The following is a 12981-nucleotide window of genomic DNA, read 5'->3' as shown; positions in this document are numbered from 1 at the left end:
CCGAATCTGACATTACAGCATTATCCATTTGGATTATAATACTGTTGTCTACACAAATTGGCACCGACTATGAATGCGCAACTGCAGCAACTGCAAGCCCAGCTAGATGGCGAATTGTACTACGATAAGATGATGCGGCACCTCTACGCCACGGATGCCTCAGTGTACAGGGAGCTCCCGCTGGCTGTCGCACTGCCTATGCACGCTGAGGATATCCGCAAACTCGTCACTTTTGCCAATGAGAACGGCACCTCGCTCATCCCCAGAGCAGCTGGCACCTCTCTGGCCGGACAGTGCGTGGGCGATGGCATCGTAGTGGATGTATCCAAGTACATGAACCGCATTCTGGAAATCAACGCGGAGGAAGGCTGGGTGCGCGTGGAGCCGGGCGTCATCCGCGACGAGCTCAACCACGTACTGAAGGAATACGGCTTCTTCTTCGGACCCAATACCTCTACGGCTAACCGGGCGATGATCGGGGGTATGGTGGGCAATAACAGCTGCGGGACAACCTCAATTGTCTATGGCTCTACCCGCGATCATGTGCAGGAACTCGAAGTAGTGCTTAGTGACGGTAGTACGGCTGTGTTTCATGGGCTGGACGAGGCAGGCTTTCGCCAAAAACTAGAGGCAGAAGGCCTGGAGGGCAACATCTACCGCCATCTGAATCAGACCCTTTCTGTCCCTGAACGGCAGTCCGCCATCCGGGAAGCTTTCCCCAAGGCGAGCATTGAGCGCCGCAATACCGGATACGCCATAGACCTGCTCATCGAACAACAGCCCTTTGACAAAGCGGGACGGCCCTTCAACTTTTGTGAGTTGCTGTGCGGCTCCGAAGGCACCCTGGCGTTCACCACCGCCATCAAGATACATGTAGACCCGCTGCCCAAGCCAAAGGAAATCGTGGTTTGCGCCCACTTCAACAGCATACCGGAATCACTGGAAGCCGTCCTTATAGCGATGTCATTCCAACCTTCCGCCTGCGAGCTCATGGACAAGATCATCCTTGATCTGACCAAGCAAAACATCGAACAAAAGAAAAACCGCTTCTTCGTAGAAGGCGACCCCGAGGGCATCCTCATGGTGGAATTCCGTGGCGATACCTTCGGGGAAGCTCGTGATCAGGGCAAGGCAATGATTGCAGCGCTGGAGGATGCCGGGCTGGGTTATGCCTATCCCATTGTGGAAGCTCCCAAAACCAAACAGGCCTGGGATTTGCGCAAAGCAGGGCTTGGGCTTTTGGCCAACATCCCCGGAGACGCCAAGCCTGTGGCCTGCATTGAGGATACTGCGGTAGATATCAAGGATCTGCCTGCCTACATCAAAGACTTCGACCAACTCATGGCCAACTTCGGGCAGCAGGCGGTGTACTACGCTCATGCTGGTGCGGGCGAGCTCCACCTCCGCCCCATTCTCGATCTGAAAACGGCAGAGGGACAGCGCCTCTTCTACGAGATCACCAAAGCAGTAGCCGAACTGGTCAAAAAATACCAGGGCTCCCTGAGCGGTGAGCATGGTGATGGACGGGTACGCGCAGAGTTTATCCCCCTCATGATCGGCGAGTACAACTATGAGTACCTGCGTCAGATCAAACAGGCCTGGGACCCCAAGGGCATTTTCAACCCTGGTAAGATCGTGGATGCCCCGCCGATGAAAAGCAGTCTGCGCTATGAAGCAGAGCAGCCTACGCCCGTTCATGATACCGTATACGACTTTTCAGAAGCGGGCGGCATCCTCCGGGCGGCAGAGCGCTGCAATGGCTCCGGCGATTGCCGTAAGCTGAACTTCTCCGGCGGCACCATGTGCCCCAGCTACCGGGCTACCCGCGACGAGAAGGACACCACCCGGGGCCGGGCCAACATCCTGCGGGAGTTCCTTACCATGAACGTCCATGAGAACCCCTTCGACCACCCGGAAATCTATCAGGCCATGGACCTCTGCCTGGCTTGCAAAGGCTGTACAGCAGAGTGCCCTTCCAATGTGGATATGACGACCCTGAAGTCGGAGTTTTTATACCAGTATCAAAAAACGAATGGGGTGCCCCTGCGGTCCCGCGCCTTTGCCAATATTGGCCGCATCAACAGCCTGGCTATCCGTATACCGGCACTGAGCAATTTTGCACTGACCAATCCGGTGCTTAGCGGGCTGGCGAAAAGCGTCCTCGGCGTAGCACCAGGCCGGAGCCTGCCCACCGTTCACAACATCTCCCTGCGCCGGTGGACCCGCAAACACGCGGACAAACTAAAGCCACAGGGGCAGCCGCTCGGTGCCGTCTACCTGTTCATTGACGAATTCACCAACTACAACGATACGTCCATTGGGATCAAAGCCGTGGAGCTGCTCAGCCGGCTGGGGTACGAGGTCCGCTGCGTGAAACATGGTGAAAGCGGCCGGGCGCACATGTCTAAAGGGCTGCTGGAAGAGGCACGAAAGTTGGCTGTAGAAAACGTCAGCGCCTTCAAAGACCTAGTTAGTGCTCAAACCCCGCTGATTGGCATAGAGCCTTCGGCCATCCTTAGTTTCCGGGATGAGTACCCGAAGCTGGTTGGTAAAGAATTGCAAGAGACCGCGAAGACCCTGGGCCAAAATGCCCTGATGGTGGAAGAGTTCCTGATGCGGGAAGTGGAAGCCGGCCGTTTAAACGATAACGCTTTCACTACAGAGCCCCGGCAGGTAATGCTCCACGGGCATTGCCACCAGAAAGCACTGGCCGGCATTGAGCCTTCTGCCTTCATTCTCAACCTGCCCCGCAACTACACCGTGGAGACCATCCCTTCCGGATGCTGTGGCATGGCCGGTTCCTTTGGGTACGAGAAGGAACACTACGAGCTGAGTATGACGGTTGGGGAACAGGTGCTCTTCCCGGCAGTGCGGGAAGCTTCCAGGGAGCATATCATCGCTGCCCCGGGCACAAGCTGTCGTCACCAAATCAAAGACGGGACCAAGCGGGAAGCCCTGCACCCGGTGGAGGTGCTCTGGGGGGCGTTGAAGTAAAAGTCGGATTTTTACAGCTATGGCACGCTTGGCTCCTGCTTTTGCGTTACTAAAGCAGACCAAACTACTGTTTCATGCTCTATTTGCGCCACGCCCTTTTTTTCATCCTTGTTCTGAGCACTGCTTGTGGGTCTCAGAAGGCGGCATATCAGATGAGTGATACGATGATCGCCCGCCCTCAGCAGGAAGACGACCGCAAAATCCTGTATGATGCCTACCTGACGCTGACCGTCGAAACGCCAGACAGCACCAGTTTGTACATTCAGGCGATCGCCAAACGCTTCGGAGGGTATGTAAATGAAATCGGCACCGACCGGTCCATCATCCGGGTGGAAAGTCAATTGCTTGATGCAGCTATTGATGACATCAGTCAACTCGGCCGCCTCGACCGCAAAAGCGTACGCGGGCAGGATGTAACCGAAGCCTACCTTGATTACCAAATCCGGCTGGACAATGCCCAACAGGCACGTGGCCGTTACCTCGACCTCCTTGACCAGGCCGCCACCGTGGATGAAATCCTAAAAGTGGAAAAAGAACTGGAACGCCTCAACGAAACCATCGACTTACTCAAGGGCAAGATGAACCGCATCGATCATTTGGATACCTACGCCACGATTACGATCAACCTTCGGGAGCGGCAAAAGCCCGGGATATTGGGGTACATCGGGATTGGTTTGTACCGGAGTGTGCGGTGGTTGTTTGTGCGTGGATAGTATAAAGGGCGGCATTACTTTTCGACTCAATCTGAACTTCCTTGTGGCTGGATTGCATGAATATATGCCGGTGCTCTATCTTCTCAAAGTCGATATAGGCTTTGTTGTCATGAGCTACTTTTTCTAAAAGGTACTTTACAGCTGTGGTTTTGCCCACCCGACGCATGCCAGTGACCACCGTGATAAGTTTGCGGTCCAGATGGTCTTCCAATGCTTTGTACAGCACCCCCCTATACATAAAGTTTGACTTTTTGCACGAGTTCAATGCAAAAAGTCAAACTTTTCAACTTCTTCGGAAACACTTCTTCGGAAAACCATCCTAATGCTCTCCCAGCCCGCAATCCTCCGCACTCAGCTCCACTTCAATGGTGTAGTGTGCAAAGCCGTAGGGTTTCAAAGCCGCTTTCATCTGCTGCTTGATATGGAGCAGCGTGGCCAGCCCCTGGATTTCCTCCAGTTTGACGTGGGTGGTAAATACGTGCCGCTCCCCGTCGAGCGACCAGATATGGGTATGATGCAGGGAAGCGACATTAGGGATGGACAACAGTTTATCCTGAAGCGACTGCAGGTTGACGTCTTTGGGCGCGCCTTGCAAAAACAACATTAGGGTCTCACGCAGACGGCGGATGACATTCCAAAGAATATAGGCGGTGATGAACAATGATAATGCCGGGTCCAGATAGGGCGTTTGATAAAATTGCAGGATAATGGCGACGATCAAAACAGCTACCCAGCCCAGCACATCTTCCAGTAAGTGCCAGGATACCACACGCTCATTCATTGATTTACCGCTACTGAGTTTCCAGGCAGCATAACCATTAACCGCCACGCCGATCAGGGCAAAGACGAGCATCCCTGTAGCATCGGACAGTTCGGGCTCAAACAAGCGCTGCACCGCTTCCCGGATGACAAATACGGACCCCGCAATGAGCACCAGGGAGTTGATCAGCGCGCCAAGCAACGAAAACCGGGCATACCCGAAAGAGAAAGCGCGGTTCGCGCCCTGCTTCGACTTACGGTCAAGGTACCATGAAAGCCCCAGCGACAGGCTGTCTCCCAAATCGTGGATAGCATCGGAGATAATAGCTACGCTATTGACGTACAAACCGCCGAAGAATTCCAGAACGGTAAAGCCCAAGTTGAGGAAGAAGGCGAGTTGGAGGTTTCTGCCGGAATGGTGGTTTTGGTGTGACATCAGTCTGCTGTTTTTTATTGCCGCTACCTGGTGTAGTGATCAGTTGAGCCCTGCTGATTGAGACAGGCCAGCACGCTAGATGTTCGGTATATGGTGGGGGTTTACAGCTCCAGCGGTTCGTAAAGCGCCTTCAAACTGAACGTCCCTTCTTCCAGCACCGGTACTTCTCCTTCCAGCCCGGTAAATTCCTCGATCAGCCAGGTGCCTTCCTGATCCTTCCGGCGGTAGCTGATCACCGATGGCGACTGGCTATCAATATAAAGCACCTGTTGAAGGGAAGGTATGGTTTTGTAACGCTGGAATTTTTGCCCAAGGTCAAAGTTTCGAGTGGTTTTGGATAGCACTTCCACCAGGATAACCGGATTAGTGGTGGCTTTCATTTCGCCCCGGAGTGGAATATATTCTGATTTCCTCTTTAAAACAGCGCAATCAGCATTAAAGTATTGCTTTCCCGGTCCTGGTAGTGAAATAGCAAGATTACTCCCTGAGATACGGTAGTTTTTTGATCTCAAAAGATTTCCCAGAAGTCGGATAATTTCACCTACCAACACCTCATGGTCTTCCGTTCCATAACCCATAAAAGAGAGAATTTGACCCTCGTCGTACTGTACTGGATAGTTTCCTTCCTCCAATAAATCGAGAAAGGTATCCCAGCTTGCTTCCACAATCATGGTTTCTCCATAGGGCAGCCGTTCTTCTAGGGTACGCGGTATTGCTACAGCAGTTTCAGCCATACAAGTATTTTGAAGTATACTTCGTAAGATAAGGAAGTTTCAGGTAATAATCCAGCACACATTGCTGCAGGCATCTCTCATATTTACCGGGCATTTCCCCCTAAAACCGCTTCTGCCCAGAAAACTCCATGGCCTCTCCTTTGCCAAAGCCGTAGCTGAAGCCCAGGGTAATGAACCGCCCCCGCTGCCCAAAGCTATACAGAAAAAAGGTTGGTTGTTGTACCACGCTTTCCCGAATCCGTGTGGCGAAGACATCGCGTACGCTCAGGTTGATCACCCCCCTGCCCTTCATCAGTTTTTTGCGCAGCCCCAGGTCCAGGAAATAGTTTTCGGAAACCAGGCTTTGGACCGTTTGCACCCTTGATTCGTACTGACCCGTCACCTCAAAGTCAATCTGAGCAGGCAGTTTAAACTTAGTGGTCAGCTTACCCGACCACTGATCGCCCGTAAAGTCGAAAGAGGTAGCTTCCAGCTCACCCTGCCGGTTGAAGTAGTTGTAGTTGAAGTCACCGTTGAGTGTCAGCCAGGGCTTCGGGCTGTACTTGGCATTAAATTCCAGCCCGGTGGTTCGGTTGGTACCGATGTTCATGGGCATGGTGATGTTGACGTTGTTCTCAAAGACGGAGATCCGCTCGACTACCGCTTCGGTATACCGATAGTAAACGCTAAAGTTCATGGACAGTGGCCCCAAAAGATAAATGCTCGACACCTCATAGGAATCGGTGTACTCCGGCAGCAGATTAGGATTGCCGGTACGTACACTGAAGTTGTTGCGGATATTGAAGAAAGGATTGAGATCCCACAGCCTTGGCCGGAAAATCCGCCGGGAGTACCCCCCCTGAACGGACACCCGGTCACTGAGTTTGTAAGAGGTGTGCAGGGAAGGGAAAAGATTGGCAAAATTCTGATTATTGGACTCCCCAGTGGTGGCCAGCAGCGTTTTCAGATCGGTATGCTCCACACGCATGCCCAGCTTGATGCCCCACTGTTCGCCTTCGTAAGCCCCGGTGGTGTACACGCCCAGTACGTCCTGACTGTACTCAAAGATATTCGTAAGGCTGGAATCCACCACAAAATCGACACCCTCCAGGTTGCTCACCGCAAAATCGTTGCTTACATCATTGACCACGTACATAGCGCCCGTCTCCAGGGTCAGCTTATCGGAAAATGGCCTGGTGTAGTCCAGCTTGAAGGTGTACTCGGCTTCCTGAAAATTAGTCCGGGTAAGCTGATCGCCAAAGGCTTCCCCGTCAAGCAGGGAGGTATTGGTAAATTCGGAGGACTGATCTTTACCAAAAAAATTGCCCATAGCACTGAAAAGCAGCACATGGTCTTCGTTGTCTTCAAAGTCTTTTTTATACTGCAGCTCGTAGTTCCACTTGGGGTTGGTCGCTTCCGTCACTTCCTCCCGGTACCACTCATTGGCCAATAAGCCGTTTTCATCAAAGAACCGGAAATCAGTGCGGGAAGGCTGGTCTTCAATTTCATAGGCAAAATTACCGGAAAGGGTAATCACATTCAGGTCGTTGATGTAATAGTCTGTACCCAGGATGACATTATAAAACTGCTCATTGCGGTATTCCCGCCCTTCGCTGCGCACCTCTGTCCCGCTCACAAGATCCCGGTTAATGACCTCCCGGTCTCTGGGCAGCTCCCGGTAGCCCACCCCCAATTGGCTAAACAGGTTGAACTTCTCTGTACGGCGGTTGAGGCTCAGCCCCACGCTGTGGTTGTGGGGGGTACCGGTGTTGACTGTTACGGAACCATTGAGGCCTTTGCGTTCATCTTTTTTGAGAATGATATTAATGATACCTGAGGTACCTTCCGCTTCATACTTAGCCGATGGGTTCGTGATCACCTCTATGCTTTCAATCATTTCGGCCGTAAGCGTACCCAGCGCATTGCCCTGCTCACTGGCGAGCACCGAAGGCTTGCCATTGATAAGAATCTGCACCCCGGCACTGCCCCGCAAACTAACCTCCCCCTCTATACTGACATTCACGGAGGGCACGTTATTCAGCACTTCCAGCGCACTCGCTCCCGTACTGCTGAGGTCTTTGCCGACATTAAACACACGCTTGTCGAGCTTGAATTCTGTTTGGGAACGCTCCGCACGCACCAGTACCTCATCCAGGGTTTGCCCTTCGGCAGAGAGGTAGATATTGCCCAGGTCGACCTGCCCGTTCTGTGCCGTAAGGTCTGCAAACTCCCGGGCAGCGTAGCCAATAAAGCTGACCTTCACGGTGAAATCCGTTGCCTCTGCCGACAGCAGAAAGGTACCATCAGCACCGGTAGTGGCCCCGCTCAGTGCGGCTTTGCTTTGTTGGTCCTGAAGCATCACGGTAGCGAACTCAATGGGCTGATTTGTAGCTTTCTCCAATACAGTACCCCTCACCTCAACCTTGCTTTGGGCACCGACTACTCCCCAGCAAAATAGGGTGCAGGAAATGAGTATCCCTATTCTTCTTCCTACCGCGAATTTATCCATCTGACTGACCTGTTTGTGAGCTAAATGACCGGAGCTGTTGCCTGTTATGCCGGTCCAGAACCGCAAAGATAAAGTTTAAACTTTAAACCATCTTGCCACTGACTCGGCTAATAGCTAACAAATCAGCTTATAACATTCGCGATCTCCATCCGGCTATTTACTGCGGGTACACCCAAAAATTGAGGCCGCATGGCTTTGAGAATGGCTAATAGGTTTAAACCAGCAACATCACCAAAAAGCTGACCACCGTAGCAATAAAGCCAACCATAAACACAGTATAGGAAATCGAGAGATAGCGGTACTTTTTGTCCAGTACTTTGCCCAGGAAGTAAAGATCGCGCACCATGTTCCCATAGAGTAATTCACCATCCTGGAATAGCTCATCCATGGCCGTTTCGTAATCCTCGAGGTCAAGCTGTACGAAGTTGCCAAAGAAGACCAGGTTTTGCTTAGCGGTCTGCGGGTCGGCCTGCTGAGGGTTGAGACGGGTCACTTTTGGGCGGGCAGAAAGCACCGCGAAAATCAGGGAGGACATGCCTGTGACCAGGAAGACCACTACAGGCAGCAGGATCTGAGGGGAGTTTTCCCCAATATTCCGGTAAGACAAAAAGGTGATCAGCACCGATACCAGAATGGCATTCACACTGATCATGATGTTGGCTTTGTTATCAGCGATGGCGCTGAGGTTGATATGGTTGCGGTAGTTGGTGCGGAAAAAAGTCTGAGCGCCACGTACCGGGTCTTTCTTTTCGAGATTGGTGAAGCGCCCCTGCTGCACTTCTTCTTTTTCAATGCGCTTTTCCACCTCTGCGCGCTGTTCGTGTATGGCTTTCGCCAAAAGGGGCTGTAGATGGGCCTGTCCGTGGTGAGTATGCCACTTGACGCGGAGGAGATGCTCCAGTACTTCTCTCGACCAGGTTATCTTCGTGTGGTTCTGCCCGGATAGCATTTCCTGCTCAATGCGCAGTGCGATCAGGCGATCCTCGCCTTCGCTCAGATAAACCACGTAGGCGTAGGCATCACTCAGCAGCCTGCCCGTGGTAGTGGCCGGCATAGTCCCTGCCAGTACCTGCTGAATGGCCATCACCACGGATTGCTGTACCTCAGGTGCTGTGCCTGCTTTTTGAAAAAACTGCTGGGCGACCTTGGGGCTGTAATTCGCCGGGGCATTCGCATCAAACAACCAGCCCGTGGGCAGAAACCAGGCGGCCAGCACCGCAGATTCAATAACTGCCGGCGAAGCGCTTTCGGCCTGACCGATTTCCACGACTGCCTCAGAAAGGGCAGCCCCGAGGCTGTAGTTGTGGAGCAATAGCCGGGCATCCTGTTTTTGGCTGTACAGCCGCAGCACAAACTGCCGGGCCTGGCCAACGATGGAAGACAGTGCCGCCGGGGCTTCCTTTTCCTGCATGCCATGCGATTTTGTTACTGCTCGGAAGATACGTAAATTAGCCCCGCATTTGCAAATGATAGCCCACCCGCGCCCCTATTTAGCAAATTGATTGCCGGGAGACATTCTCATTTGTACCTGAACGACCGCAACACCTACGCCTTTGATTAACTTTGAGCGACCACTATCCCCGCTTGCTGAAAAGACACCCACAAAATAAATCAGCATCATTTCCTGTTCATAGACAGGCAGAGCAAAATTCTGCTTTGTTTCGTACCAACATATTGCTTGTATGACCCAAAAATCAACCTTTTTCACCCTGCTTGCCGTGGCCTTTTTCTTTACTGGCTGTCAGGACTTCGAAGACCTCTCCAGCATTGATGGTGCCCGCTACGATGCCGAATATGCATTCCCCATTGTCAACTCCCGGCTTTCTATCCGGGATGCGCTGGAGAGCACCGGCGACCTTGCCGCCCTTTACATCGACGAGGAGGGTGTCATCCATTTTGAATACCGGGGGGATATCATTGCCCAGAACAGCGATACCCTTTTTGCCCGAATCAATGAATCGCTGAACGGGCAACCCATTCCACTCTTCGCTCAACGAATTGGGCTGCCACTTAAAACGGCAGAAGGAGCAGAGTTCGACCGCCTGAAAATAAAACAAGGTCAACTAGTCTGGGCATTTCAAAATGCTCATCCGGAACCCGTCACCGTCACCCTAACCTTTCCAGACTTGTACAAGGACGGGGAGCCTTTGCAACTCACCGGCTCAGCAGCAGGCTACGATGGAGAAGGCACGCTTTCGCCTTATACCAACATTTTCAACCCCTTCAACCTGGCCGGCACCGAAATCATCACTGCTCAGGGCACCGACTCCATCTACGTGGAGTACGAGCTCATCCGGGAAGGCGGGCAGGAAGACACCATCGCCTTTGGGGGGATCAACCTTTCCGACCTGGCTTTTTCCTACATGGAGGGCTACTTTGGAACCGAAGTGCAAGCCGGTGGCCGGGATACCATTATCATCGACTTTTTTGATGACTGGGTGAAGGGCGATATCTACTTTGCCGACCCTACCGTTACTTTCCGGGTAGAAAACTCCTTTGGCATCCCCACCCGTTCCAGGGTCAATCTTTTTAATGTCTTCACCGTGCGGGGTGAGACCCTGCCACTGGAGGGTGAACTCATTGACAACGGCATCGATTTCGTTTACCCCGGGCTCGACGAAGTGGGCGAGACTTACGTGGAGCGTTACGTTTTCAACAAAGACAATTCCAATATTGACGAAATCCTGGGCGCAGGCCCACTGGCGATCGACTACGATGTGGACGCCATTACGCACCCCGACAGCAACCGGAACATCCGCGGGTTCCTGACCGATAGCAGCTCCTATCAGGTAGACGTGGAGGTGGACCTGCCGCTGTATGGCAGTGCCGTGGACTTCCTATCGCAGGACACCATTGACCTTTCTTTGGGAGAATTGGGGCAGGAAGTGTACAAAGCCGAGTTCAAGATGGTGACGCAAAACGAGCTCCCGCTCAATGTCTCCATTCAGGGTTACTTCCTGGATGAGCAGGGCGTGGTACTGGACTCACTTTTCACCGGCGAGCAGCTCATCATGGAGGGGGCCGCTGCTGACGACAACGGCATTTCCACCAATATTGCCGAAAAAGTCACCTTCATCGACTATCCGGAAGACCGGTTCGACCGTATCCGTCCGGCGGCTTCCATGCACATCGTGGCGACCTTCACCACTACCGGCGAAGGGGCAAAAAATGTGAAGCTGCTGGCTGATCAGGGCGTAGAGGTGAAGATTGGTGCCATATTTGGGCGGCGGAGTGAGTAGAGGTGGTTTCCTAACGTCAATGCTGAGCGTGTTGCCCGGGTATTACAATTCAAATAATTACCCGGGCATCATTCTTCTTCCAGCATTTGCTCTATCTCCAGCTTCATTTCAGGCAGCTTGTTTTCAATCGCATTCCATACAATCCTGGTATTCACCTTATAGTAGTCGTGCACTAAGATATGCCTGAAAGCGATGACTTTCCTCTTTAAAGAAATTATTGCCTTCCCGCAAGCTCCGCCTGACTGGGATGGGACGATCAGTGTGTTTCAGAGTAATGCTCCAAATAATCCCGCAAGCGCTTTAGTTGCCGGCTATTGCCCAACACAATAAAGCTAGCCCCTTTTTCCAGGATGGTATCCGGAGAAGGATTGACCTCATAGTGCCCGTCCGGTGCTTTGTAGCCAATGATATTGCTGCCGGTTTCCTGACGGATATGCAATTCCCGGAGCGACCGGCCCTGACATTCGGCAGGCAGGTCGGCGTAGGTCACTTCCTCAAAGCCGATATCGGATTGGTACTCATTGGTGATGTAGGAAAAGAACTCCACGGCACCAGGCTTGCTGAACAAAGTGGCCATATAGAAACCCCCTATCTGCTCTGGCATGACCACATGGTTCGCGCCCGCCATCAGCAGCTTTTTCTGGGACCGGAAGTCCTTGGACCGGCTGATGATGGTCAGGCGGGGATTGAGCTGCCGGGCAGTGAGTACGGCAAAAACGTTGTCGGAGTCATCAGGCAGGGAAGAAATCAGTGCACTCGCCCGGGAGATACCGGCCTTTACCAGCACTTCATCGTGAGTCGCATCGTCTTCGAGGTAGAGAATGCGGTCTTCGCTTTTTTGCAGTTCCTCGATCTTGTGCGGGTCATTCTCAATGACCACAAAATCCACATCGTGCTTGTGGAAATGCAAGGCGATCTCACGCCCGTACTTGCCATATCCGCAAAGGATTACATGGCCGGACAGCTTATCAATAGATGCGCTAATGAGGTTAAAGTGCATGTTTTTGAAAATTTCACCCTGGATTACATAGTAAGAAAACACCGCCAGGACATAGGCGAAAATACCAATATTTGTAATGATCAGCCCGGAGGTAAAAAAACGCCCGACCGGGCTGAGCGGCTGCACCTCCGTAAAGCCCACCGTAGAAATGGTGATGACCGTCATGTAGAACGCTTCGGAAAAGGAGTAGGACTCCAGCACCATAAAGCCAACCTGGCTAATGAGCAGCTCGGCCACGAGCAAAATTACCGCCACCCTCAGGCTCAAAAACGAGGAGGGCACCTGGTAGATATTAAACCGATGAATGTTTAACCTTCTGAGCATATTGATAAAAATCAGCTTTGTCCCTTGCGGATTCTCAACCCGAAGCAGCCTGCAAAGACCTTAATTTTGAAATATACGCTTAACAAAGTGGTTTGCAACATCGGCCACTGACGAACCATAGCTTGTCAGGGCAGGCGCAGGCCACTTTCCAGCGTTTATGCCGACCTGTCTGCCGAAGTACCGACACGCAGGCAGGCATTAAGTAGGTTTGCTGTGGCAAACCACTTTATCGTCGGTATAACCAAATTAAATCAAATTATGCCAAACTTAGCCTATTTTACCACAATACCCGAC

At 52.4% G+C, this 12981-nt stretch carries 10 protein-coding genes; 3 read left to right on the top strand and 7 right to left on the bottom strand.

Features of this window, described 5'->3' with window-relative positions; all coding sequences use genetic code 11:
- Positions 1-69 precede the first annotated feature (69 nt).
- Entirely contained in the window at positions 70-2994 is a 2925-nt protein-coding gene (locus IX84_RS09030) for an FAD-binding and (Fe-S)-binding domain-containing protein (protein WP_044219058.1), read from the top strand.
- 74 nt (positions 2995-3068) lie between these two features.
- Positions 3069-3707 carry a DUF4349 domain-containing protein gene (locus IX84_RS09025; RefSeq protein WP_044219054.1) on the top strand — a complete coding sequence of 213 codons (639 nt, stop codon included), beginning with the start codon at positions 3069-3071 and terminating at the stop codon, positions 3705-3707.
- Here IX84_RS09025 and IX84_RS34520 read toward each other — a convergent pair.
- From IX84_RS34520 to IX84_RS09005, 5 genes are all read right to left on the bottom strand, one after another.
- Entirely contained in the window at positions 3616-3945 is a 330-nt protein-coding gene (locus IX84_RS34520) for an AAA family ATPase (protein WP_072013652.1), read from the bottom strand. The genes IX84_RS09025 and IX84_RS34520 overlap by 92 nt on opposite strands.
- Positions 3946-4026: 81 nt before the next feature.
- Entirely contained in the window at positions 4027-4902 is an 876-nt protein-coding gene (locus IX84_RS09020; protein WP_044219052.1) for a cation diffusion facilitator family transporter, read from the bottom strand.
- Positions 4903-5003: 101 nt separating this feature from the next.
- Positions 5004-5636, bottom strand: coding sequence for a Uma2 family endonuclease (locus IX84_RS09015; RefSeq protein WP_044219049.1), 633 nt, complete (start codon positions 5634-5636; stop codon positions 5004-5006).
- Between the two features lie 100 nt (positions 5637-5736).
- Positions 5737-8124, bottom strand: coding sequence for an outer membrane beta-barrel family protein (locus IX84_RS09010; protein WP_052515892.1), 2388 nt, complete (start codon positions 8122-8124; stop codon positions 5737-5739).
- Between the two features lie 214 nt (positions 8125-8338).
- On the bottom strand, positions 8339-9535 hold the full coding sequence (locus IX84_RS09005; RefSeq protein WP_044219048.1) for a Pycsar system effector family protein: 1197 nt from the start codon (positions 9533-9535) through the stop codon (positions 8339-8341).
- Between the two features lie 271 nt (positions 9536-9806).
- Here IX84_RS09005 and IX84_RS09000 point away from each other — a divergent pair, with 271 nt between their 5' ends.
- Complete coding sequence (locus IX84_RS09000; protein WP_044219045.1) at positions 9807-11363, top strand: hypothetical protein; 1557 nt, start codon at positions 9807-9809, stop codon at positions 11361-11363.
- 68 nt (positions 11364-11431) lie between these two features.
- Here the strand turns inward: IX84_RS09000 and IX84_RS34515 are convergent, their stop codons facing one another.
- Entirely contained in the window at positions 11432-11557 is a 126-nt protein-coding gene (locus tag IX84_RS34515) for a HepT-like ribonuclease domain-containing protein (protein ID WP_394333425.1), read from the bottom strand.
- Between the two features lie 62 nt (positions 11558-11619).
- Complete coding sequence (locus IX84_RS08990; RefSeq protein WP_044219043.1) at positions 11620-12687, bottom strand: potassium channel family protein; 1068 nt, start codon at positions 12685-12687, stop codon at positions 11620-11622.
- Positions 12688-12981: the final 294 nt, after the last annotated feature.

It is taken from the genome of Phaeodactylibacter xiamenensis, from assembly GCF_000759025.1.
Taxonomy (GTDB): Bacteria; Bacteroidota; Bacteroidia; order Chitinophagales; family Saprospiraceae; genus Phaeodactylibacter; species Phaeodactylibacter xiamenensis.
This window is presented reverse-complemented; position numbering and strand designations above follow the sequence as displayed.

Coding starts and splice junctions, on each gene's coding strand:
- IX84_RS09015 (WP_044219049.1), bottom strand. CDS start 5,636: ATGGCTGAAACTGCTGTAGCAATACCGCGTACCCTAGAAGAACGGCTG.
- IX84_RS34520 (WP_072013652.1), bottom strand. CDS start 3,945: ATGTATAGGGGGGTGCTGTACAAAGCATTGGAAGACCATCTGGACCGC.
- IX84_RS08990 (WP_044219043.1), bottom strand. CDS start 12,687: ATGCTCAGAAGGTTAAACATTCATCGGTTTAATATCTACCAGGTGCCC.
- IX84_RS09000 (WP_044219045.1), top strand. CDS start 9,807: ATGACCCAAAAATCAACCTTTTTCACCCTGCTTGCCGTGGCCTTTTTC.
- IX84_RS09005 (WP_044219048.1), bottom strand. CDS start 9,535: ATGCAGGAAAAGGAAGCCCCGGCGGCACTGTCTTCCATCGTTGGCCAG.
- IX84_RS09010 (WP_052515892.1), bottom strand. CDS start 8,124: ATGGATAAATTCGCGGTAGGAAGAAGAATAGGGATACTCATTTCCTGC.
- IX84_RS09025 (WP_044219054.1), top strand. CDS start 3,069: ATGCTCTATTTGCGCCACGCCCTTTTTTTCATCCTTGTTCTGAGCACT.
- IX84_RS09030 (WP_044219058.1), top strand. CDS start 70: ATGAATGCGCAACTGCAGCAACTGCAAGCCCAGCTAGATGGCGAATTG.
- IX84_RS09020 (WP_044219052.1), bottom strand. CDS start 4,902: ATGTCACACCAAAACCACCATTCCGGCAGAAACCTCCAACTCGCCTTC.